The organism is Shewanella sp. cp20, from assembly GCF_000832025.1.
Classification (GTDB): domain Bacteria; phylum Pseudomonadota; class Gammaproteobacteria; order Enterobacterales; family Shewanellaceae; genus Shewanella.
The window spans coordinates 21,386-43,527 of sequence record NZ_JPII01000006.1 but is presented as its reverse complement, the minus strand read 5'-3'; the positions used below and the strand labels follow the sequence as shown (position 1 = coordinate 43,527).

General features: G+C 53.8%; 21 protein-coding genes. 5 read left to right on the top strand and 16 right to left on the bottom strand.

All coding sequences use genetic code 11. The features are described 5' to 3' along the window. The 6 genes from DB48_RS00320 to nudF all read right to left on the bottom strand — a co-directional run. Positions 1-383, bottom strand: a 383-nt coding sequence (locus DB48_RS00320; protein ID WP_443018599.1) for a DUF7133 domain-containing protein, incomplete at its 3' end; no start/stop codon positions are given. Positions 384-469: 86 nt separating this feature from the next. Continuing rightward, positions 470-2,356: a DNA topoisomerase IV subunit B gene (gene parE, locus DB48_RS00315; RefSeq protein ID WP_041508348.1), complete on the bottom strand. Its 1,887-nt coding sequence runs from the start codon at positions 2,354-2,356 to the stop codon at positions 470-472. Between the two features lie 48 nt (positions 2,357-2,404). Beyond that, entirely contained in the window at positions 2,405-2,983 is a 579-nt protein-coding gene (locus tag DB48_RS00310) for a YqiA/YcfP family alpha/beta fold hydrolase (protein WP_041508347.1), read from the bottom strand. Between the two features lie 279 nt (positions 2,984-3,262). Further along, a complete protein-coding gene (cpdA, locus tag DB48_RS00305) occupies positions 3,263-4,102 on the bottom strand; it encodes a 3',5'-cyclic-AMP phosphodiesterase (protein ID WP_041508346.1) in 840 nt (279 codons plus the stop codon). A 9-nt stretch (positions 4,103-4,111) separates the two neighbouring features. Further along, positions 4,112-4,558, bottom strand: a complete 447-nt coding sequence (locus DB48_RS00300) for a DUF1249 domain-containing protein (protein WP_011864352.1) — start codon at positions 4,556-4,558, stop codon at positions 4,112-4,114. After that, the gene (gene nudF / locus DB48_RS00295; protein ID WP_041508345.1) at positions 4,555-5,163 is read right to left on the bottom strand and encodes an ADP-ribose diphosphatase; all 609 of its coding nucleotides are present in this window, start codon (positions 5,161-5,163) and stop codon (positions 4,555-4,557) included. Before nudF ends, DB48_RS00300 begins: the two co-directional genes overlap by 4 nt. Before the next feature lie 284 nt (positions 5,164-5,447). On the opposite strand from nudF, the gene tolC reads away from it, so the two are divergent. Then, on the top strand, positions 5,448-6,773 hold the full coding sequence (gene tolC, locus DB48_RS00290; RefSeq protein WP_041508351.1) for an outer membrane channel protein TolC: 1,326 nt from the start codon (positions 5,448-5,450) through the stop codon (positions 6,771-6,773). Positions 6,774-6,874: 101 nt separating this feature from the next. On the opposite strand, the gene DB48_RS00285 is transcribed toward tolC, so the two are convergent. From DB48_RS00285 to DB48_RS00275, 3 genes are read right to left on the bottom strand one after another with little or no spacing between them, the layout of a single operon-like run. After that, a complete protein-coding gene (locus tag DB48_RS00285) occupies positions 6,875-7,633 on the bottom strand; it encodes a TIGR04219 family outer membrane beta-barrel protein (RefSeq protein ID WP_041508344.1) in 759 nt (252 codons plus the stop codon). A 4-nt stretch (positions 7,634-7,637) separates the two neighbouring features. Next, positions 7,638-8,609, bottom strand: coding sequence for a DUF2333 family protein (locus DB48_RS00280; RefSeq protein WP_041508343.1), 972 nt, complete (start codon positions 8,607-8,609; stop codon positions 7,638-7,640). 12 nt (positions 8,610-8,621) lie between these two features. Then, on the bottom strand, positions 8,622-9,089 hold the full coding sequence (locus DB48_RS00275; protein WP_041508342.1) for a copper chaperone PCu(A)C: 468 nt from the start codon (positions 9,087-9,089) through the stop codon (positions 8,622-8,624). A gap of 49 nt (positions 9,090-9,138) precedes the next feature. Between DB48_RS00275 and DB48_RS00270 the strand changes: the two genes are divergently transcribed. Further along, positions 9,139-9,876 (top strand): enoyl-CoA hydratase, encoded by a 738-nt coding sequence (locus DB48_RS00270; protein ID WP_041508341.1) that lies wholly within the window; start codon positions 9,139-9,141, stop codon positions 9,874-9,876. Between the two features lie 14 nt (positions 9,877-9,890). On the opposite strand, the gene DB48_RS00265 is transcribed toward DB48_RS00270, so the two are convergent. From DB48_RS00265 to DB48_RS00240, 6 genes are all read right to left on the bottom strand, one after another. After that, positions 9,891-10,265, bottom strand: coding sequence for a hypothetical protein (locus tag DB48_RS00265; protein ID WP_235375297.1), 375 nt, complete (start codon positions 10,263-10,265; stop codon positions 9,891-9,893). A gap of 12 nt (positions 10,266-10,277) precedes the next feature. Then, positions 10,278-10,484 (bottom strand): PspC domain-containing protein, encoded by a 207-nt coding sequence (locus DB48_RS00260; RefSeq protein ID WP_011864344.1) that lies wholly within the window; start codon positions 10,482-10,484, stop codon positions 10,278-10,280. A 220-nt stretch (positions 10,485-10,704) separates the two neighbouring features. Beyond that, positions 10,705-10,959 carry a hypothetical protein gene (locus DB48_RS00255; protein ID WP_041508340.1) on the bottom strand — a complete coding sequence of 85 codons (255 nt, stop codon included), beginning with the start codon at positions 10,957-10,959 and terminating at the stop codon, positions 10,705-10,707. Between the two features lie 285 nt (positions 10,960-11,244). Continuing rightward, positions 11,245-12,234 carry a tRNA dihydrouridine(20/20a) synthase DusA gene (gene dusA / locus DB48_RS00250; RefSeq protein WP_041508339.1) on the bottom strand — a complete coding sequence of 330 codons (990 nt, stop codon included), beginning with the start codon at positions 12,232-12,234 and terminating at the stop codon, positions 11,245-11,247. Positions 12,235-12,442: 208 nt separating this feature from the next. Then, complete coding sequence (locus DB48_RS00245) at positions 12,443-13,105, bottom strand: single-stranded DNA-binding protein (RefSeq protein WP_041508338.1); 663 nt, start codon at positions 13,103-13,105, stop codon at positions 12,443-12,445. 72 nt (positions 13,106-13,177) lie between these two features. After that, positions 13,178-14,545, bottom strand: coding sequence for an MFS transporter (locus DB48_RS00240; RefSeq protein WP_041508337.1), 1,368 nt, complete (start codon positions 14,543-14,545; stop codon positions 13,178-13,180). A 202-nt stretch (positions 14,546-14,747) separates the two neighbouring features. On the opposite strand from DB48_RS00240, the gene uvrA reads away from it, so the two are divergent. The 3 genes from uvrA (at position 14,748) to DB48_RS00225 (ending at position 20,732) form a co-directional block, all read left to right on the top strand. Continuing rightward, complete coding sequence (uvrA, locus tag DB48_RS00235) at positions 14,748-17,573, top strand: excinuclease ABC subunit UvrA (protein WP_041508336.1); 2,826 nt, start codon at positions 14,748-14,750, stop codon at positions 17,571-17,573. Between the two features lie 107 nt (positions 17,574-17,680). Further along, entirely contained in the window at positions 17,681-18,694 is a 1,014-nt protein-coding gene (locus tag DB48_RS00230) for a M28 family peptidase (protein WP_041508335.1), read from the top strand. 247 nt (positions 18,695-18,941) lie between these two features. Continuing rightward, positions 18,942-20,732, top strand: a complete 1,791-nt coding sequence (locus DB48_RS00225) for a DEAD/DEAH box helicase (RefSeq protein ID WP_041508334.1) — start codon at positions 18,942-18,944, stop codon at positions 20,730-20,732. 51 nt (positions 20,733-20,783) lie between these two features. Here DB48_RS00225 and DB48_RS00220 read toward each other — a convergent pair whose 3' ends face one another. Further along, positions 20,784-21,911 carry an NAD(P)/FAD-dependent oxidoreductase gene (locus tag DB48_RS00220; RefSeq protein WP_041508333.1) on the bottom strand — a complete coding sequence of 376 codons (1,128 nt, stop codon included), beginning with the start codon at positions 21,909-21,911 and terminating at the stop codon, positions 20,784-20,786. Between the last annotated feature and the right edge of the window lie 231 nt (positions 21,912-22,142).

The following is a 22,142-nucleotide window of genomic DNA, read 5'->3' as shown; positions in this document are numbered from 1 at the left end:
CCCGGCAGACGGTCGTAGACCTCCTTGCCCCGGCCCGGACGTCGCAGGCGGTTCTCTATGTCCACGAAGCGCAGAATACGCTCCTCTTCGGCAACATAGAGATCCCCTTTGTAAAAAGCGATCGCCTCAGGGTACTCGAGCCCCTTAGCGACCACGTAACGCTTGTCTACACGGCCATCGGCGTTACTGTCCGCCAAGGCCTGAATGCTGCCAGACTTATAGGAGCCGACAAACAGCGTACCCTCATCACCCAGCGCCATCTGCTTGGCATCACCGAGATCCGAGGCATATAAGGAGAGTCCAAATCCCTTGGTGACTGTGATCATGATGGGCTGCTCGGCACGTACCGTCAGGGCCACGCCCGATGCCACCATGGCAAACATCGCACTCAGAAAATAACAACTAACTCTTTTATTATGCATTATATTAAGCTTGTCTAACGATTTATCTTTTTATTTTAATGACATAGCTATAGCTGGGCTAAGTCGCCTTTGGTTTCAAGCCAGGTCTTACGATCGCCAGAACGCTTCTTGGCCAGCAACATGTCCATGATGGCCAGGGTGTCCTCGGCATCATCTATGGTTAACTGTACCAGTCTTCGGGTGTTGGGATCCATGGTGGTCTCCCTCAGCTGCAGTGGGTTCATCTCACCCAATCCCTTGAATCGGGTCACCTGCACCTTACCCTTCTTCTTCTCGGCAGTGATGCGATCTAATATCCCCTGCTTCTCGGCTTCATCCAGGGCGTAGTACACCTCTTTGCCCACATCCACCCTAAACAGCGGCGGCATGGCCACATAAATGTGTCCCTTCTCCACCAGCACCTTGTAGTGCTTCATAAACAGGGCACACAGCAGGGTGGCAATATGCAGACCATCCGAGTCGGCATCGGCCAGGATACAGATCTTGCCGTATCTGAGTTCGGAGATATCGTTGCTGTCCGGGTCACAACCTATGGCGACCGAGATGTCGTGCACCTCCTGAGAGGCCAGCACCTGCGAGGCCTCCACCTCCCAGGTATTAAGAATCTTACCCCGCAGCGGCATGATCGCCTGGAATTCACGATCCCTGGCCTGCTTGGCACTGCCGCCTGCCGAGTCACCCTCCACCAGGAAGAGTTCGCCTCGCATAGGGTCTTGGCCGCTACAATCGGTCAACTTACCCGGTAGCGCAGGCCCAGAGGTCACCTTCTTACGCGCCACCTTCTTGGCCGCCTTCAGGCGTTTCTGGGCGTTGCTGATGCACATCTCGGCCAGGGCCTCGGCCTGATCCGTATGGGTATTGAGCCAGAGGCTGAAGGCATCTCTGACGACACCCGATACGAACGCCGCGCTCTGACGACTGGAGAGTTTCTCTTTGGTCTGTCCGGCAAACTGAGGGTCTTGCATCTTGATCGACAGGATAAAGCTGCTGCGATCCCAGATATCTTCGGGTGATAGTTTGATCCCTCTGGGGATCAGGTTGCGAAACTCACAAAACTCGCGCATCGCCTCCAGCAGTCCCTGACGGAAGCCATTGACATGAGTCCCCCCCAGCGGCGTCGGGATCAGGTTGACATAACTCTCGTTGAGGGAGTCTCCGCCCTCGGGCAACCAGGTGATGGCCCAGTCTACCGCCTCGGTATTGCCCTGCATGCTGCCGATAAAAGGTTCCTGGGGCAGCGTCATGGCGCCATTGGTCGACGACTTGAGGTAGTCGGTCAGGCCACTCTCGTAGCACCACTCTTCGATATCGCCCGTCTGCTTGTTGGTAAACTTGATGCGCAGCCCAGGACAGAGTACCGCCTTGGCTCTTAGCAGATAGATAAGCTTGGGAATCGAGAAGTTAACCGAGTCGAAATAACTGGCAGTCGGCCAGAAATGGACCCGCGTGCCCGTGTTGCGTCGACCACAGGTACCTGTCACCGTCAGGTCATCTACCTTGTCACCGTGGGCGAAGGCCATCTCATAGACCTGACCGCCCCTTCGCACCGTGATCTCGACGCGATTAGAGAGCGCATTGACCACAGAGATCCCCACCCCGTGCAGACCACCGGAAAACTGATAGTTATTATTGGAAAACTTACCGCCGGCGTGCAGCTTGGTGAGGATAAGCTCTACCCCAGGTATCCCCTCTTCGGGATGGATGTCCACCGGCATGCCGCGGCCATCGTCGATCACCTCGAGCGAATTGTCCTTATGCAGTATCACGTCAATTTTGGTCGCGTGTCCCGCGAGGGCCTCGTCGACACTGTTATCGATCACCTCTTGTCCCAAATGGTTGGGGCGGGTGGTGTCGGTGTACATACCGGGGCGACGTTTTACCGGGTCGAGTCCATTAAGGACTTCAATTGCATCTGAAGTGTATTGGTTAGTCATAGCGCACACAATATATTGTTATTCAGGCCATGTTGCGGCCCTACATGTCTATTTGTCAAGAAACAGGAAATCACAGATCCCTGGCATCTGCTGCTCATAGCCGACGAAGCTATGATCGCCTCCCGCCTCGATGAGCATCTGACAACATTGGTATTTATTCACGGCTTGCCGATAATCAAGCACCTCATCCCCTGACTGCAGTAGCACCAAGAATCGATCGGGATGTGAGATGGCCGGCGTATCGTATTGTGCCACCTCTAACTTGTGCTCAGGGAGAATCTGATAATCCTCTTCTGTGTAGGGATTGTACTGGGGACCGAGGAACTCATCAAACAGCTCGAAGGGTTTCACCGCAGGATTAACCAGCACGGCTCGTCCGCCATAGTGCTCCGCCAGATAACTCGCAAAATAGCCGCCAAGGGAAGAGCCGATAAAGCCGAGGCGTTCCCCACGTGCCAGCGCCTGATCGACGAGTTCAGTCAGCAGTGCCATGGCCGCCTTGGGCGTGGCGGGGAGTTGAGGTTGAACTAAATTGATGGCGGGAAAATGCTTGGCAATATATTTGGCAGTGACCACACCTTTGTCTGAGTGCGGTGAACTATTGAATCCATGAATATAGAGCAGCATATGTCCTCGGCAGTGAATGATAAAAAGGCGATGTATCCCTTACACGACGGCTTACCGGCCAGAACGGCACTGAACCTATTCTCTGCCACCATGTCTTTGCCGCTTAGTGCCAGTCGCTTAGTTTGAGTAGCTTAGTTTCAGTCGCTTAGTTTGAGTAGCTTAGTCTCTCCAGCTCGCGTCGGGCATCCAGATGCTATCATCCACGCGGCAATTAACCAAATATTAACCCCATCGATGCTTAGCAAGCTGCCTGCCTAACAGGGCAACCGAAATGGCCGCCTAATAACCGCTGGAGTCGTGATCCGGTGAAAACTTGTTGCCGGGCACTCGATAGACGTTGGCCTGAATGCTGCCATCTGGTCTTAATTCAAGCAGGCGATAACCGGGTTGCTGGGCATCGAGGGCGAAATAGGGAGACTTGGGCTTAAACTGGATGCAGGTCGAAGGCGTAGCCATCAGCTTAACCGGGCCACTCTTGCCCTGATAGAACTGATCCAGGCTCTGATGCACATGGCCCCATAACAGGCCCTTGACCTGAGGCAAGGCCGTGACTCTATCGAGAAACGCTTCACCATTGTCCATGCAGTGTTGATCCAACCATTTGCAATCCACCAGAATCGGATTGTGGTGCATCACCAACAGGGTATGTAGCTCAGGATGAGCGGCCACCGCCGCCTCAATCAACTCCATCTCACTGTCGGCCATATGCCCGCCAGGTTTTCCCCTAACGGTAGAGTCCAGCATGATGATCTGCCACTTTCCCACCAGGATGCGCCTATCGCCATAGACCCTGGGGCCCTGCATGTGCAGATGCATGATGCGTGGATCGTCGTGATTGCCCGGCAGGTAATGACAAGGAAGGTTTAACTTTTCAATCGCCGCAACGAAGTTATGGTAAGACTGATTGGAATAATCTTGGCTAATGTCGCCAGTTGCCAACAAGAGGTGTGCCGGATACTCAACGGCCTTAATGGTGTTCAACACTGCATCTAAGCTATGTGCGGTATTCACACCCAGCAGCTGCGCCTCGGGATCGGCAAAAAGATGAGGGTCCGTCACCTGGACCAGCTTTACGCTCTCATCATGATCGATGGAATAAGAGATAGCCTCTTTTAGCACATTAAAACCCTAAGATTCGGACTGACAAATGATGCGGGCATGGTTGTCAATCTTGAGTAACTCTTCAAGAAAAGCATTTACCTGATACTTTTCGTCTCTATGGTACATACGTATATTTGGATAATCATATACTGGTCTTAATCGATAAATCTGTCGACTAGTTAACACTTCTGCTAATTTAGCGTCATGGTAAACACGCACTACAACTTTAGGAGTATCAACGTATTGCGCGATTTTTAGCGGGCGGGAGATCTCAATTAATTGGGTATATTGGGTATTTTCCAGCAGCTTAACCTCGAGGCAGCCAAAGTCTCCTTCGACCTGCCATGACTGTCCTTGCTCATACCCCGCGGGTAGCCAGCGTAATATATTGAAATAGTTGCGACTGCACAAGGCGAGAAAACGACTCACGTTTGCCTGGTAGTCTGGCTTTCTCTTATTTAACGACAGGCTCACTTGGCCGCCCTTAGATCTTGATGGTGAAGCTGTAGCCACTGCAGACCGATCACAGTGGAAGCGTTGTTGATGGTGCCGTCACACAGCAGCTGATAGGCCGCCTCACGCGGCATCACATGCACCTTAATGTCTTCGTGCTCATCGTCCAGGCCATGCAGACCATCGGCCTGACTAGCATCGACCCGTGCCCAGTAGAAATCGAATCGCTCGCTGGTGCCGCCGGGGCTGGAAAAATATTGGCTGACGTAGTGCATCTCACTGGCCACCAAGCCTGACTCCTCGAGCAGCTCACGGTGAGCCACCTGCTCGGCCGACTCCCCCTCTTCTATCATGCCTGCCACTAACTCGAGCAGCCAAGGCGTGGGCGCGGCGTTAACCACGGGAATCCGTATCTGCTCAATCAGCACCACCTTGTCACTCACAGGATCATAGGGCAGCACCACCACGGCATGGCCACGCTCGAAGACTTCGCGCACCACTTCCGGGCTCCAGCCACCGGCAAACAGCCTATGTTTGAATCTGTACTCCTCCATACGAAAGAACCCCTGAAAAAGGGTTCGTTTTCCCAGCATCTGTACATCTTCATTGGTGAATTTCTGACTCATGACTCGTCCCGCGACTCAGTTAGTAATTGCTTATCTCCAAGGGCTCTCAATATACCATGTCGACCACTAAAAAATGCAGACTTACCGTTAAAAACTGTTACACTTCCTAGTTGACTTAAAAATGGTTAATTTCTTAATATCTTAACCTTAATAAGTTTAGATGTATCGGGAAGCGTCGGGAAGCGCAAACCGCTTCGCGCAAATGATTTGCGCAGAAGCATCACTTAACTTTATTAAGTAAATGGCTCCCTCAAGGAGTGTTTATGTCTAAAAAAGGACAGCTAATGAAATTTAAGATCCGCACCTTATGTGCAGCGTTGACTCTTGCGGCAACGACTTCTGCCGTGCAAGCCGACGATCTACTGCAGATATATCAGCAGGCCCTTACTAATGATCCTATTGCGCTCCAGGCTCAAGCGCAGCGCGACCGTCTCTACGAACAGATCGAAGAGAACCGCGCTCCCTTGCTACCTACCATCAGCGCTAGCGTCGGCTATGGAAAGCGCTGGACGAATGTTGATGATAGCGTGTACAACAGCGGACTCGATGCGGGAGTGTCACTCAATCAGGTGATCTATGATCACAGCGCCTGGGTTGGACTCGACCTTGCTGAGCTGGCGGCTTCACAGGCCGATGCAGCCTATGCCTCGACACTTCAGTCACTCATCATTCGCGTAACAGGCGCCTACTTTGACGTCTTAGCCGCGAAAGATAACTACGAATTCAAGGGTGCGGAAAAACGCGCCATCGAGCGTCAGCTCGAGCAGACTAAGCAGCGTTTTGCCGTGGGCCTGACCGCCATCACCGACGTACACGAAGCCCAAGCCCAATACGACTTGGCCCGTGCATCGGAAATTTTGGCAGAAAATCAGCTCATTAACAGCTACGAAGCCCTAAGAGAGATCACCGGCATAGACCACAAGTCTATCGATGTGCTGGATACCACACGTTTCACCGCTGTACCGCCAAGCCCAGCCAAGCCAACGGATTGGTTGAAGATGGCCGAAAACAGCAGTGTGGATCTGCTAACGACGCGTATCGGTAAAGACATCGCCCAGCAGACCATCTCGCTCTATAAAGCGGGTCACATGCCATCTCTGAGCCTGAACGCAGGTTACACCACTAACCTGGATCAGAAGAATCAGACGGGTGATTTGAACGATTACGACAACGCCAACGTGGGCCTGAAACTGAGCGTGCCTATCTTCGAAGGCTTTAAGGTCAGTTCTAAAGTCAACCAGGCGCAATACCAGTATGTAGAAGCCAGCGAAAAGATGGAGCAAACCTACCGCAAGGTGGTTAAAGATGTGCGCAACAACTTCAACAACGTTGGCGCCTCTATCAGCTCTATCCGCGCCTATGAGCAATCTGTGGTCTCTTCTGAGAGCGCACTTAAGGCAACTCAGGCCGGTTTCGAGGTAGGTACCCGTACTATCGTTGACGTGCTGAACCGTACCCGTGACCTGTATGACTCTAAGCGTCAGCTCTCAAATGCCCGTTATGGCTACATCAACTCTATCCTGGCGTTGAAACAAGCCACTGGCACCCTGAGCGAAGACGATGTCATCGCCATCAACAATGGCCTGAAGGCACCCGAAGTCAGTCAGTAAGACAGCCTAGGGAAACCTACAGCCATAAAAAAACCGCCTTAATGGCGGTTTTTTTATGGCGTTTTTATATGACTATAATAAACGAGTATAAAGACTCACCCTTAAAAGACGAGCTCAACCCCGGCGAAATAGCCTTTAAACTGCATGTTGGCCGTCACACCATCAAAGTTGTTCACGTCGAAGTTAAAGTCACGGTAGCCGACACGCAGCTTGGTATCGAGCGCCACGCCATCAAACTGCCAGCCCAGACCCAATTGATAATCGTAAACGCTGCTCTCATCTATGCCCTGCATCACATCGGCAAAGCCATACAGACCCAGACCTGGAATACCCACCTCGGCATTGGCGTAAGCCATGACCACACCATCGCTAAGATCTTTTTGTGAATAGGCACCGACAACGCCAGATGGCGAGATCTGATGTACGCGGAAAGAACCATGCATCTTCTTGTAGGCGGCACCAAGATCCAATGCCACTATGTCGTTATCCAGCAGCTCATAGTAGAGCACGAAATCGGTATTGCTCAGGTTGCTCGCCGTGGTCACGTCGCCGCTAAATACGCGATCGCCGAATGCCCAATCGCCGGCCAGAGTCGCCTTGCCGTCGGCATCCAGACGGTTTTCACGGATCTTTAGGTTAGGCACTAAAGGAATAGGATGCTCGATGGCGACCCAGATACTACCCTGAGATGAAGAGCTGTAATCAAACTCCTGTTGCGCCTGGCCCTTCTGCGCGAAGGTGCCCTCCGTGTCGGCGTTCCAGTAATCGCCGCCCACTTTAAAGCCAACTACAGTAGCCGCCTGTGCAGACGTCGCTGCCAAAGACCCGAGCAGAGCACATGCAAGTAGTGTTTTTTTCATCTAATTAGCCTTGAGTCAATAAGTTAGTTAAATCGATCACCGCGGCATTTGCGCGGGAAATATAATTGGCCATCACCAAAGAGTGGTTGGCCACTATGCCAAACCCAGATCCGTTCAACACGATCGGGCTCCACACAGGCTGCTGCGTCTCTTCCAGCTCACGAATGATCTGCTGCAAGCTGACCTCAGCATTTTTCTTCTTCAGTACATCGGCAAAATCCACCTCGATCGCCTTCATGAAGTTCAGCAGTGCCCAGGTGGCGCCGCGGGTTTCATAGAAGACATCGTCTATCTGCCACCAGCTGGTCTTGATCTCCTGGCTGGCTAAGTTAGGTGTGGACTGGCTGGCCTCTGTGTCACCGGCCAGATCGGTATTGATACGCTCCTGCCCCACGCTGGCAGACAGACGCTGAGACATACTACCCAGACGTTTCTGCACCTCTTTGAGCCATTCGTTGAGGTTGTCGGCTCGGGCATAAAACTGGGCGTCTGGGTTGTTGGTATCGGCAATACGGGCACGATAGAGCTTGAGCAGCTTGATGGCGTCACGATACTCGCCCTCTGCGCTCGGTACCAACCAGCTGGTGTGTTCGATATTCAGCTTAGAGTGGGCCGCCAGCAGATCTTTATCGGCAGTCGACTGTGACTGAGAGCGGCTAAATTCCTTGCGCATGATCAGTGCCAGGTCCCTCGCCTGCTCGATGGCGCCAAACTCGAAGGCCGGCATGTTATCCATAAACAGCGAAGGCGGCATCACATCGTTGGACAACCAGCCACCGTTCTTATCGAGGAGGGTTTCCATCGTCAAAATCAGAGAGGTGGTGGTCGCGTAGCCCACTATCTTATGACCCGTCTCGTTATTGAGCTGGTAGGGCTCGATACTATCTGGCTCTATGCTCCACCATACGCTGATGATATAGCCAATCAAAAATAAGACGGCCGCCACCAGGCTGACCCGTTTCCATGTTACCTGCATACTCTTACTCCATTAATGGTGATGATGGTGCTGGCCATCATCTTGTGTCGCCATCGCTTGCTTGCTGACCGGCAGCGTTACCTGCTTCTCGCTGCCATCGCTAAACTTTAGCCTCAACACCACTTCCTGTCCTTCCGTCAGCGGCTTTTTTAATCCCAATAACATCACATGCTTGCCCGAAGGCATGAGCTCAAGGTTGCCGTGACTAGCCAGGGTAAACTTGGGTAATTGGCGCATCTTCACCACGCCTTCTTCTTCCACCAGGGTGTGCAGCTGCGCCTCGGCGGCCACCTCGGTCTCGACGCCGACAAGATCGACCTCAGGCCCGTGGTTCATCAGGGTGAAATAGGCGGCGCTATTGGGCACGCTCGGTGGCATGGCCCTGACATAGCCATCGACAAACATGACGTTTGCCAATACGGAAAATGAAGTGCATGATAGCAGGACAAAATTAAACGCATGTTTGAAAATCTGTTTCAATGCCTTAAACTCCTTTTAACCCCATTTGCCATATAAGGATTATTGACCCATGAGTAACATTCAATTTCAGGATGAGCAGGGCGTACGCATCATCACGATCAATCGCCCCGAAAAACGTAATGCGCTTAACCTTGAGATGTATACTCGGCTCACAGAATACCTTATCCAAGGGGAGTCAGACAACGGAATTAACGCCTTTCTCCTCAAAGGTGAAGGCGATTGTTTCACCTCGGGCAACGATGTTGCTGACTTTTTAAAAAATAGTGACTTAGGACCAGATCATCCGGCATTCAAGTTTCTGTTCACCCTGCTGGATCTGACTAAACCTTTGGTCGCCGCGGTCAGCGGCCCGGCCGTCGGCATAGGCACTACCCTGCTGCTGCATTGCGACCTCATCTACGCCGACAATACGGCTAAGTTTCAGCTGCCCTTCGTCAATCTGGCGCTGGTGCCTGAGGCCGGTGCCAGCCTACTGCTGCCCCGTCTAGTCGGGCAGGCCAAGGCCAGCGAACTCCTGCTCCTCGGTGAGGCCTTCGATGCCCAAAGCGCCCTAGAGATGGGACTGATTAATCAACTCGTGCCAGGCGATGAGTTAGTCAACCACGCCCTGGCACAAAGCCTTAAGCTGGCGCAGAAGCCACCGCAGGCACTCAGGGCCAGCCGCCGGCTGCTGCGTGGCGATAGGGCGCCAATAAGAGAGCAGATGCTAAAAGAGTTGGAAGAGTTTGCCGTTCGCCTGCAGAGTGACGAGGCCAAGGCGCAATTTAATGCCTTCCTGCGCAAATAGAAAAACGGGCCAGGCTAGTCGACCTGGCTGGCTTGGCCTACGCCCCAGGCGGCGAGCAATAAGAGAATAATCGGCCAAAACAACGAGAAGCCGGCAAATAACATGGCGATGGCACTCAGCACACAGAAAGAGGAGACCAGGGCGATAAAACTAAAGGCCAGGGTGAGCCAGAGTAACATAATCAATAACAGGGCACTGACCAGCGCCGTACTCCACAGGCCAATGTCGATCCACTGGGGAGACTCTAGGCTGATATAAAACCAACGCGCTTCAAAATAATGTCCTAGCGTCAAAAGCACCGCTGCAACAAAGAGGAAAACCCCCAAGGCCAGCAGGATATCCAGCGCTTTTTGTACTTTTGGAAAATTCGTACGTCCCTTCACGCTCATCATCCCTAAAGGCTAGTAGCCTGGTTTCCATTTCGGCAACACCAGCGCCAAGACAAAATAAACTAACAAGACGAAGGCCGGATTCATAAAGGCTGCCACGGCCCACACCACACGTGTCCACAGGCAAGACCAGGCAAATTTGTCTGCCGTCATCGCCGCCACACCACATACCATGCTGCGGGGATTCTTTAACCTTCTAACCAGATCATCGATATTCATAATACTTGTCCTTCACTATCAACAAAATCGTGAGCCCCGGCTATAACACCTTATGCCATTTCAGGGTACAGACTAAGGTTGCGCAGAGCGCGAAGCTCAAAACAGGGAGCAGTAACAGTGCTGCCAACTCAAACAGATAAGTCATAATGATTCCCTAATCAGTGGTATTCCTTAACCAAAGTGATTACTTAACCAGTTTATTCCTTAACCATTGCGCTCTTCATTGGCGCCTCTTCTGTCTTAGTCGCCGTTTCAGCCAGCTTAAGGTTGGTATCGAATAATGATCCGACAGCTGCGTCTGCAGTGAAAGCGTCAGCTCTTGCTGAGCGGTCACCATCATCTCCTGCATCTGAGTCGCCAAATGACGCTCCAGCTTGGCGGTGATATCTGTAGGGATAAAGTCATCTGCCGAGGCAGAGAAGCTAGCACCTACCAGTAGAGAGGCGATTAGCGATACTTTAGTTAGCTTGTTCATGATGTCTTCCTTTCCATTTCGTTTATGACATCTTGGATAATACAAGGGGTGTGCCAACTTTCTTAAAGCCACACAAGCGCTTGATAATTAATGGTTTATCAATTTACTTTGGTGAAAGACTTAGGCGAAGGCAAAGGCGGTGAGATGAGAAGATAGTGAGTTTCACCACCGGCTGGTAATTTTCACTAACTTTAGTGACAAGTCTAAAACTTAGACAAAAAAAGCCGCTAAGTTATCAGCGGCTCTTTTAGAAAATGATGAGATAAGCTTCTATTTAATCAGCAATTATTTAAGATCCATGCTAGCCCTAGCCTGATGTACCACCTCGATACCGGCGCCAGCCTTATGGGCATTCTCACTCAAATAACGACGCCAGGCTCGAGATCCCGCCTCGCCCTGATACAAACCTGTGATGTGACGAGTGATATGATTCAGGCGACCGCCGGACAGGAGATGTTTCTCTATATAGGGAATCATATTCTCCAAAACGGCATCTCTGCTCAGCACAGGCTTATCCTGACCGCAAAGCTGCTGATCCACCTGAGCCAATATGTAAGGGTTCTGATAGGCTTCACGCCCTACCATGACACCGTCTAGCTGTTTTAGGTGCTCGCCGCACTCCTCCAGGGTCTTGACCCCGCCATTGATGGAGATGCTCAGCTGAGGATAATCCCGCTTGAGGCGATATACCCTGTCATAGTCAAGCTCAGGGATCTCACGGTTTTCCTTGGGGCTCAGCCCCTGCAACCAGGCCTTGCGCGCATGAATAATAAAGGTGTCGCAGCCTGCCGCGCTCACCTTGTCGACGAACTCGGTGAGAAACTCATAGCTGTCCTGCTCGTCGATGCCGATGCGGGTCTTCACCGTTACCGGGATATCGACCACCTCATTCATGGTCGCCACACACTGGGCCACTAAATCTGGCTCCGCCATCAGACAGGCACCGAAACGACCATTCTGCACGCGATCCGACGGGCAGCCGACATTCAGGTTAACCTCATCATAGCCGCGCTCGGCCGCCAGCCTGGCGCACTTGGCCAGGTCTTCAGGATTAGAGCCTCCCAGCTGCAGCGCCAGCGGATGCTCCTCCTGGTTATAGGCCAGGTAATCGCCCTTGCCATGAATGATCGCCCCGGTGGTGACCATCTCGGTATAGAGCAGTAGCTCAGAGGACATCAGGCGCGCGAAATAGCGGTAGTGCCTGTCGGTCCAATCGAGCATGGGCGCAATGGAGAAGGTACGATTAATAGCAGTTGGCATAGTGGCAGATGACATAAATAAGGGTAACCCAAGTTTAGCAGTCGCCCTCTCTCGGGCTGGGCGCGCATTTTACACCGCATGACAACAAATGAACACTCCCCCAAGGAGGCAAGACCTGCCTCACACCTAGAAGCTCATGGTGTGGTGAGACGATAAAAACGAAAAACCCTGCCTAGGCAGGGTTTTAACACTAAAATTCGCGTTTGTAGCATTCGCGATCCGCTTAGAACGGGATATCGTCGTCCCAGCCGTCATCCAGATCCGGCGTGAAGTTCTGTTGTGGCTGAGGCGCTGGACGCTGCTGCGGAGCCTGCTGTTGCGGTGCGGCCTGTGGCTTAGGCGCATAGGCTGGTGCCTGTTGCGGCTGAGCGCCATAACCTTGCTGCTGTGGTGCGGCCTGTTGCTGGGCACCATAACCACCTTGAGGAGCCGATTGCTGAGGCTGTTGCTGACGCTGTGCCGGCGCAGATTGCTGGGGTGCGTACTGGTTCTGGTTTTGCTGTTGCGGCGCACCATAACCTTGCTGACCACCCTGACCACCTTGGCCACGGCTATCCAACATCTGCATCTCGTTAACGTTGATCTCTGTCTTGTAGCGATCTTGTCCGGTCTGCTGATCCTGCCACTTGCTGGTCTGCAGCTTACCTTCCAGATACACTTTCGAGCCCTTCTTCAGGTACTCACCGGCGATCTCCGCAAGACGACGGTACATTACAATGTTGTGCCATTCTGTACGTTCTTGCATCTGACCTTGTTGGTCTTTCCAAGACTCACTGGTCGCCACTGTAAAGTTGGCTACGGCGTTGCCGTTTGGCATGTAACGAACCTCGGGATCTTTCCCCAGGTTACCGACCAAAATTACCTTATTGACACCACGACTGGCCATTGAAATCTCCTGCGATAATCTTATAAATCTAAATTGGGTACAGATGCTCGGCCATATTCGACCGTGGATCTGTTAATTGGAAGAGCCTAACACAGCTCGCGCCTGTCTCAAATCGAAATGCTCATCAACTTTCAAATAAGCGACCTTCTCCTCAAGTACGACTATGGCTTCGGCCACGCCGGGTAGTTGCGACAGCTCGGTTGCCATGGCACGGGCCTGTTCCTTGCCTTCGACTTCGGCTTCCAGGGTATAACTCTTTAATAAAACCGGGTTTTGCATACCGAATGTCAGCAATAACCAGAGGCACATCAGACCGAGCGCCACCGTAAAGACACCCGCCGCCCCCAGCAGCTGATAGGCACCACCGCCTAACAGGCCGCCACAGAAGGCGCCGAGGAACTGACTGGTCGAATAGACCCCCATGGCCGAGCCCTTGTCGCCCACTGGGCAGAACTTGGCGATCAGGCTCGGTAGCGAAGCCTCGAGATAGTTGAAACCGGTAAAGAAGAGCACCACGGCGACGCTCAGCACCACCAGGCTATTGGCAAACAACGCCATGGCGGCCAGTGCGGCAATCATGATCAGCAGTGCAATCTGAAAGGTCGCCTTAGTATTTTTCTTCTTCACCCCTATGATGATAAGCGGCACCATGAGGAAGAAGGCCCCCACGAAGGCGGGGAAATAGAGCATCCAGTGTTTCTCTTTCGCTAGGCCCGCATCCACCAGATCCAGCGGCAGCGCTACAAACACTGCGGTCAACACCAGGTGCAAAATGAAGATACCCGCATCCAGTCTAAACAGCTGCGGATCGGTGAGCATCGCCTTGAGCTTAGCCGGCGCCGCGACGGTATCGCCCTTGGGTGCCTGACCAATAGGGTTAGGCACCAACAGCTGCACTATCACCATCCCAAGCAGCGCCAGGCCCGCAGTCATGGCAAACAGACCGGAGAGACCAAGATGCTCGGCCACGATAGGACCCACCAGCAGAGAGAGTGCGAAGGAGAAACCAATGCACATGCCTATGATAGCCATCACCTTGGTACGTTGCTCGTCCCGGGTCAGGTCGGCGGCCAGCGCCAACACGGCCGCGGCAATCGCCCCCATCCCCTGCAAGGCTCGTCCGGCGACGACGCCATAGATGGAGTCGGCCGAGGCGGCCAACAGGCTACCCAAAGCAAACAGGGCCAGACCGATGAGAATGATAGGTTTACGGCCATACTTGTCCGATAAGATCCCCATGGGGATCTGCAAAATCGCCTGGGTCAGGCCGTAGGCCCCGATGGCAATCCCCACCCACAGGGGGGAGAACCCCTCAAGATGTTGTCCGTACAACGCAAAGACAGGCATGATCATAAACAAGCCCATCATGCGTAGCCCAAATACACTGGCTAGTGAAAACGCGACTCTTTTCTCAGTCTTAGACAGTCCATTATTGGCCATTGTTCGCCCTGATCTGTATTCATAAATAAGTCGCGCAGTTTATCACGAAGCGATGAAATAGCTCAAAAAGAAAAGCGGAAGATGCGAGCAAAATGCACAATTGCCTTCTGCCCATGACCAGATCACACACTGGGCTTTTCTATGACCTGACTCAATTTTTATGCGATAATCAGTCTCTTTTTCGGCACAACCAGAGAGACAGATGGACAAGATTGAAGTTCGTGGCGCCCGTACCCACAATCTCAAAAACATCAACCTGACGATCCCCAGAGATAAGCTAATCGTGATCACTGGCCTGTCGGGTTCGGGAAAATCCTCACTCGCCTTCGATACCCTCTACGCCGAGGGACAGCGTCGTTATGTCGAATCTCTGTCGGCTTATGCGCGCCAGTTCCTCAGCCTGATGGAGAAGCCTGATGTGGATCATATCGAGGGCTTGAGTCCGGCAATCTCCATCGAACAGAAATCCACCTCCCATAACCCGCGCTCCACCGTGGGTACCATCACAGAGATCTACGACTACCTGCGCCTGCTGTTTGCTCGTGTGGGCGAGCCTAGGTGTCCGACTCACAACCAGCCCTTGGCGGCCCAGACCGTCAGCCAGATGGTCGACAAGGTACTCACCCTGCCCGAAGGCAGTCGCCAGATGCTGCTGGCCCCGGTGATCAACGACCGTAAGGGCGAGCACGTCAAGCTGCTGGACAGCCTGGCGGCTCAGGGCTTTATCCGCGCCCGTATCGATGGCGAGGTGTGCGACCTGTCCGATCCGCCAGCCCTTGAGCTGCATGTCAAGCATACTATCGAGGTGGTGGTGGATCGCTTCAAGGTACGTGACGATCTGCAGCAGCGTCTGGCAGAATCGTTCGAGACAGCGCTGGAACTCTCCGGCGGTATCGCCACCGTCGCCTCCATGGACGGCGACGGTGAAGAGCTGCTGTTCTCGGCCAACTTTGCCTGTACCCATTGTGGTTACTCTATGGCGGAGCTGGAGCCGCGCATCTTCTCCTTCAACAACCCCGCCGGTGCCTGCCCCACCTGTGATGGCCTGGGTGTGCAGCAGTTTTTCGATGCCGACCGGGTGATCACCAACACAGAACTCTCCCTGGCCGGTGGCGCCATCCGCGGTTGGGACAGACGCAACTTCTACTATTTCCAGATGCTGACCTCGCTGGCCGAGCACTATAAGTTCGATGTTGAGGCGCCATTTGAGAAGTTGAGTGCCAAAGTCCGTAACATAGTCCTGCACGGCTCCGGCAAGGAAAGTATCGCCTTCAAATACATCAACGATCGCGGCGACGTGGTGGTGCGCAATCATCCCTTCGAAGGGATCTTGAATAACATGGACAGACGCTACCGCGAGACCGAATCTAACGCGGTGCGTGAAGAGCTGGCCAAATACATCAATACTCAGGCCTGTAGCAGCTGTGGCGGCTCGCGCCTGCGTGAAGAGGCTCGCCATGTGTTTATCGAAGACCTCAACCTGCCGAGACTCACCGAGTGGTCTATCGGCGAGGCAATGGAGTACTTCGAGCAGCTGAGCCTGAGCGGCCAGCGGGCACAGATCGCCGAGAAGATCCTCAAAGAGGTACGCGATCGCCTCGGCTTCTTGGTTAACGTCGGCCTCAACTACCTGAGCCTGTCTCGCTCGGCCGATACCCTCTCAGGCGGTGAAGCCCAGCGGATTCGTCTGGCCAGTCAAATCGGTGCCGGTCTGGTCGGGGTCATGTATGTGCTAGACGAGCCCTCCATCGGCTTGCACCAACGCGACAACGAGCGTCTACTTAACACCTTGATCCACCTGAGGGATCTCGGCAACACTGTCATCGTGGTCGAGCATGACGAAGACGCCATTCGCATGGCGGATCATATTATCGATATCGGCCCTGGCGCCGGGGTGCATGGCGGACAGGTGATCTGCGACGGCCCACTAAAAGATATCGTCGCCTGCGAGCAGTCGGTAACCGGCCAATATATCTCGGGCAAGAAGCAGATCCAGATCAGCGAGAAACGCGCAGAGTACGATGCCAGCAAGGTGATCGAGCTGTTCGGCGCCTCAGGCAACAACCTGAAGAACGTCGATCTCACCATTCCCGTGGGGCTGTTCACCTGTGTCACCGGGGTATCTGGCTCGGGCAAGTCGACCCTGATCAACGACACCTTCTATAAGATCGCCCATCGTCAGCTCAACGGCGCCACGGTAGATGAGCCAGCTCCTTTCCAGAAAGTCACCGGCATGGACCACTGCGACAAGGTGGTGGATATCGACCAGAGCCCCATCGGCCGCACGCCGCGCTCTAATCCGGCCACCTACACGGGGATCTTTACCCCAATCCGTGAGCTGTTTGCCGCCACGCAAGAGGCGCGGACCCGTGGCTACAAGCCCGGACGTTTCTCCTTTAACGTCAAGGGCGGGCGCTGTGAGGCCTGTCAGGGTGATGGCCTGATCAAGGTGGAGATGCACTTCCTGCCGGATGTGTACGTGCCTTGCGATAGCTGTAAGAGCAAGCGCTACAACCGCGAGACCTTAGAGGTACGCTACAAGGGCAAGAACATCCACGAGGTGCTAGAGATGACGGTCGAGGAGGCGCGCGAGTTCTTCGATGCCGTACCGGCCATCGCCCGCAAGCTACAGACCCTGATGGAGGTAGGTCTCTCCTATATCGGCCTGGGTCAGAGCGCAACCACCCTCTCGGGCGGTGAGGCCCAAAGGGTCAAGCTGGCCAAGGAGCTGAGTAAGCGCGATACCGGCAAGACCCTCTATATCCTGGATGAGCCGACCACGGGCCTGCATTTTGCCGATATTCAGCTGCTGCTGGACGTACTGCATAGACTCAAGGCACACGGTAACACCATAGTGGTTATCGAGCACAACCTGGATGTGATCAAGACGGCGGACTGGATTGTCGACCTAGGTCCGGAGGGTGGCTCGGGCGGCGGCACCATCTTGGTCAGCGGCACGCCTGAGCAGGTTGCCGAGCATCCAAGTTCCCACACGGCGCGCTTCCTCAAGCCGCTGTTAAAGAGCTAGCAATAACCAAGTCTCGCAAAAGCCAGCCCCGACGGGCTGGCTTTTTTGTTTATTTCACACACAAACCCAGGTAGCTTAGGAGTTTTCGAACCTAAGGATAGTCTTCGTTGAAAACGCCCTTCCCCCTCGTCGAAATCAGGCGCCCGCGACCCGTACCATTTGTTGCCCTACTCACCCTGGGCCTGCTCTGTCTGATTCTACAGGGCTGCGCCGAGACTCCGGAGAGCCAGCGCTGCGATGATGACTATAGACTCGTGTGGACTGACCAAGTGCGACTGTTTTCCCATGTCGAAACCCTCAGCAGCGACCAATTCACCGGCCGCAAGACAGGCACAGACGGCGCCGCCCAGGCCCGAGACTACATAGTGAGCCAGATGCGACAGGCGGGTCTCACTCCCTGGCAGGGGCATTTCAATCACGATTTTGAATATGACTATCAATTCGGCACCCGCCTGGGCACCAATGTCATCGGCATACTGCCCGCAAGCCGTCCCAGCGATCGCTGGCGAGTCGTAGCGGCCCACTATGATCACCTGGGCAAGCAGGGCCACAAGCTCTATCACGGCGCAGACGATAACGCCTCGGGCGTCGCTGCCCTCTTGGAGATCGCCGCCCATAGCGTGAGCCGAGCAAGAGATACCAACCTGATGTTTATCGCTACCGATGCCGAAGAGCCAGGTCTGTATGGCTCCAAGGCCTTCGTAGATGGCTTGCTGACGCCCGGTGCCCCACTCAAGGCCAGTCAGATTGAGTTAATGATTAACCTGGACATGATAGGCCGACCGGCGCGCAACGCCCGCATCTACCTCGAGGGCCGCCGTGGTTTCAGTCAGTTCCAGCAGATAAAGGCCCAACTGGAGCAGACGGTAGATCTTTGTATTCGCGCCAATCATCCCCCGGAAGCGGGCAAGACACTACAGAGGGTCGATTGGTTAAGAGCTTCAGATCATTATCCTTTTCATCAGGCAGGTATCCCCTGGCTCTACTTCGGCGTCCCGCCCCACAAGGATTATCACCAGCCCAGTGACGAGGCGAGCAAGATAGATGTTAATTTTCTGGCCGCTGTTACGGAAACCGCCTATAAACTATTAATAATTGACACTTATCTCTTGAATAACTAATACAAACCACAGGGATTTTTGTATTTTTGAAAAATGTAACCCACTGTTAACTAAGTGGTTAAATTAACGACATCTGGGTTTACTGCGAAAATTATGCCAGGTGGTGGAAAGATATCAGGCTTACTGTTATAATAATCGGCTTACTGATTCGTTTTCGGTGCGGGAAGTCGACACGGGGTTGATTTTCTGTCTTTTACATCTTTTGGTGCAGTCTCTGCACTTTAGTTACACCACAAGGCTACAACCCATGTCATCCAGTGAAAAAACTTTCCGCGAACTCGGCCTGTCCGAGCCTTTGTTGCGTGCTCTCGACGAGCTAGGTTATGAAAATCCTACGCCGATCCAGGCCGCTAGTATCGACCCCCTGATGGAGGGTAAAGATATTCTTGGCCAGGCACAAACAGGTACGGGTAAAACCGGCGCCTTCGCCCTGCCCCTGCTAAACGCTATCGATCCTAGCCGCAACGTGCCGCAGATCCTGGTGCTCGCACCGACTCGCGAACTGGCGGTACAGGTTGCCGAAGCCTTCGGTAGTTACTCCAAGTTTATGAAAGGCCTGCATGTACTGCCTATCTATGGTGGTCAAAGCATGCATCAGCAGCTTAACGCCCTACGCCGTGGCCCGCAGATTGTTGTGGGTACCCCAGGTCGCGTCATGGACCACATGCGTCGTGGCACCCTTAAGCTAGAAACACTCAATGCCTTGGTGCTCGATGAAGCAGATGAAATGCTCAAGATGGGCTTTATCGACGATATCGAGTGGATCCTGGAGCACACGCCACAGGAACGTCAACTGGCGCTGTTCTCTGCCACCATGCCAGAGCAGATCAAACGCGTTGCCAACAAGTACCTGCAGACACCGGTACACATCAGCATCGCCGCCAGCCACACCACAGTTGAGTCTATCGAGCAGCGTTTCGTGCAGGTTTCTCAGCACAACAAACTCGAGGCCCTGGTACGCGTACTGGAAGTGGAAAACACCGAAGGTATCATCATCTTCGTTCGTACCCGTAACTCCTGTGTCGAGCTGGCCGAGAAGCTGGAAGCCCGCGGTTATGCCTCATCACCACTGCATGGCGACATGAACCAGCAGGCCCGTGAGCGCGCCGTTGACCAGCTCAAGCGTGGCAAGCTGGATATCCTGATTGCTACCGACGTTGCCGCCCGTGGTTTGGACGTTGAGCGTATTGGCCACGTGATCAACTTCGACATTCCATACGACACCGAAGCCTACGTACACCGTATCGGTCGTACTGGCCGCGCCGGTCGTACCGGTATGGCGATTCTGTTCGTTACCCACAGAGAGATGCGCATGCTGCGCACCATCGAGCGTGCAACCAAGAGCCGCATCTCACCGATGAACGTACCAAGCCCTGAGACTGTGGCAGAGCGTCGTCTGTCTCGTCTGGGTGAGCAGGTGTCGAACACCATCAACAACGAGTCGCTGGACTTTATGCATGGCGCCGTTGCCCAGCTATGTCAGCAACTGGAAGTCGACACCGAAGTGCTAGCCGCCGCCCTGCTAAACATGGTGCAACAGGAGCGTCCTCTACAGCTACCTCCAATCCAGGAGCGTCAACGCGATAACCGTGATGAGCGTAACTCGCGCGATCGTGGCGAGCGTAGCCCTCGTGGTCGTCGCGAATCGCGTCCGACCCCGACAAATCTGGGCAAGGCAGATACGCTGAAGGATCATCCAGACGTTAAGATGTGCCGTTACGTACTCGACGTGGGTCGTGACCATGGTGTAGGTGTAGGTAACATCGTGGGTGCTGTAGCCAACGAAGCCAACATCGACAGCCGTTACATTGGCCAGATCCAACTGTTCGATCAGATCACCTCGATCGATCTGCCCGATGGCATGCCAAAAGATGTGCTGCAACACCTGAAGAAGGTGCGCGTTTGTGGCAAACCGCTAAACATTCGTGAAGCGGGTACCGAGATGGCAAATGCTAGCGATGACAATCGTGCGCCACGCCGTCGCAAGCCAGCGGGTGAACGCAAGTCTCACCGCAAGGGCAACAGAGACAACGGCTAACGCCTGACGCTAGCTACTAAAAAAGGAGCCTATCGGCTCCTTTTTTGTTGCCTAAATCGCAGGCAGACGCCGAGAAACCAGTTCGGCAATGGCTAAACTAGCGGTGAGGCCCGGCGATTCGATGCCGATAAGGTTAACCAAGCCTGCAACCCCATGCTCTGCCTCCCCCTGAATCAAGAAGTCAGCCACCTCACTATCATCCGGTCCCTGCAATTTAGGACGGATACCGGCGTAGGCCGGCACCAAACGGTCGATTTCTACGGCGGGATAATAGCGGGATATCGCCTCGAAGAAGCCCAGGCGCAGCGCATCGGGTACCTGATAACTCTCCTGACTGCCGGGCGTCAAATATTGGGTATCCGGGCCAAACTTAAGCTGACCACCGAGATCTAAGGTGGCGTGTACGCCTAAGCCTTTCAGCCCAGGTTCGGGGACGGGATAGATGAGATGGGAAAATGGACTCTTGCCCTGATAGGCAAAGTAATGCCCCTTGCACCAATGCAGAGGTGGAATAGAAGATTTTGCCAGCCCCTCGATGCGAGCCGCTGTTTGAGTGGCATATAATCCGGCGCAGTTGATTAAGTAACTTGTGTCGATGCTCATCCGCTCACCCTGCTGCTTCAGTTCGACCCTAAAGCCATTACCACCGGCTTGGGCGGCGATAAACTCGCTATGGGGGCAAAATATCGCGCCATGTTCCTCCGCCTCGGCCAGCAGACTCAGCATCAAACCATGGCTGTCGACTATGCCGGTAGAGGGTGAGAATAAGCCACCCGTCGCCGCCAGTGTCGGCTCAAGCTCGGCCAGCTGACGACGGCTGAGCGGGTAGAGTTCTGTCACGCCATTGGCCCGGCCTTGGTCGAGCAAGACATCGAGCTGCGCCTCCTGCTCCGTCTGAGTCGCCACTATCACCTTGCCCAGGGGATTCACTGTAATGCCCCGGCGATCACAATAGGCATATAGCCGCTGCCTTCCCTCCACACACAGGCGCGCCTTGAGACTGCCGGTCGGATAGTAGATCCCCGCGTGGATCACTTCGCTATTTCGGCTACTGATACCTGTACCTATGGCCTCGGCGCGATCGATGAGCAGCACGCTTGCAAAACGCCGACTCAAGCTGGCAGCTACCGCCAGCCCTATGACTCCTGCGCCGATAACCACGGCATCGAACTTATCCATCACCCACTTCCTTAGCCTTCTTCACCATGGCCTGAACAACGTGCTTAAACAGGCCGAATGACCAGCATTCGTACAACATGTCTCAATATCGCCTAAAACTATCTATTGCCGATTCAAGCAGAAATCGGCTAAGACCACCGTGAACATTAGCACTTTAGTACTATGGCACTCGTTATTAGTTACTGATAGTAATAGTTATTAACATTTTACTAAAGGATATTGGCATGCAAC

Excerpts from the sequence above, each read along its gene's own strand:
- parE (WP_041508348.1), bottom strand. The coding sequence starts at position 2,356 with ATGACTAACCAATACACTTCAGATGCAATTGAAGTCCTTAATGGACTC.
- DB48_RS00310 (WP_041508347.1), bottom strand. The coding sequence starts at position 2,983 with ATGCTGCTCTATATTCATGGATTCAATAGTTCACCGCACTCAGACAAA.
- nudF (WP_041508345.1), bottom strand. The coding sequence starts at position 5,163 with ATGAGTCAGAAATTCACCAATGAAGATGTACAGATGCTGGGAAAACGA.
- tolC (WP_041508351.1), top strand. The coding sequence starts at position 5,448 with ATGAAATTTAAGATCCGCACCTTATGTGCAGCGTTGACTCTTGCGGCA.
- DB48_RS00285 (WP_041508344.1), bottom strand. The coding sequence starts at position 7,633 with ATGAAAAAAACACTACTTGCATGTGCTCTGCTCGGGTCTTTGGCAGCG.
- DB48_RS00280 (WP_041508343.1), bottom strand. The coding sequence starts at position 8,609 with ATGCAGGTAACATGGAAACGGGTCAGCCTGGTGGCGGCCGTCTTATTT.
- DB48_RS00270 (WP_041508341.1), top strand. The coding sequence starts at position 9,139 with ATGAGTAACATTCAATTTCAGGATGAGCAGGGCGTACGCATCATCACG.
- DB48_RS00265 (WP_235375297.1), bottom strand. The coding sequence starts at position 10,265 with ATGAGCGTGAAGGGACGTACGAATTTTCCAAAAGTACAAAAAGCGCTG.
- DB48_RS00260 (WP_011864344.1), bottom strand. The coding sequence starts at position 10,484 with ATGAATATCGATGATCTGGTTAGAAGGTTAAAGAATCCCCGCAGCATG.
- DB48_RS00255 (WP_041508340.1), bottom strand. The coding sequence starts at position 10,959 with ATGAACAAGCTAACTAAAGTATCGCTAATCGCCTCTCTACTGGTAGGT.
- dusA (WP_041508339.1), bottom strand. The coding sequence starts at position 12,234 with ATGTCATCTGCCACTATGCCAACTGCTATTAATCGTACCTTCTCCATT.
- DB48_RS00245 (WP_041508338.1), bottom strand. The coding sequence starts at position 13,105 with ATGGCCAGTCGTGGTGTCAATAAGGTAATTTTGGTCGGTAACCTGGGG.
- DB48_RS00240 (WP_041508337.1), bottom strand. The coding sequence starts at position 14,545 with ATGGCCAATAATGGACTGTCTAAGACTGAGAAAAGAGTCGCGTTTTCA.
- uvrA (WP_041508336.1), top strand. The coding sequence starts at position 14,748 with ATGGACAAGATTGAAGTTCGTGGCGCCCGTACCCACAATCTCAAAAAC.
- DB48_RS00225 (WP_041508334.1), top strand. The coding sequence starts at position 18,942 with ATGTCATCCAGTGAAAAAACTTTCCGCGAACTCGGCCTGTCCGAGCCT.
- DB48_RS00220 (WP_041508333.1), bottom strand. The coding sequence starts at position 21,911 with ATGGATAAGTTCGATGCCGTGGTTATCGGCGCAGGAGTCATAGGGCTG.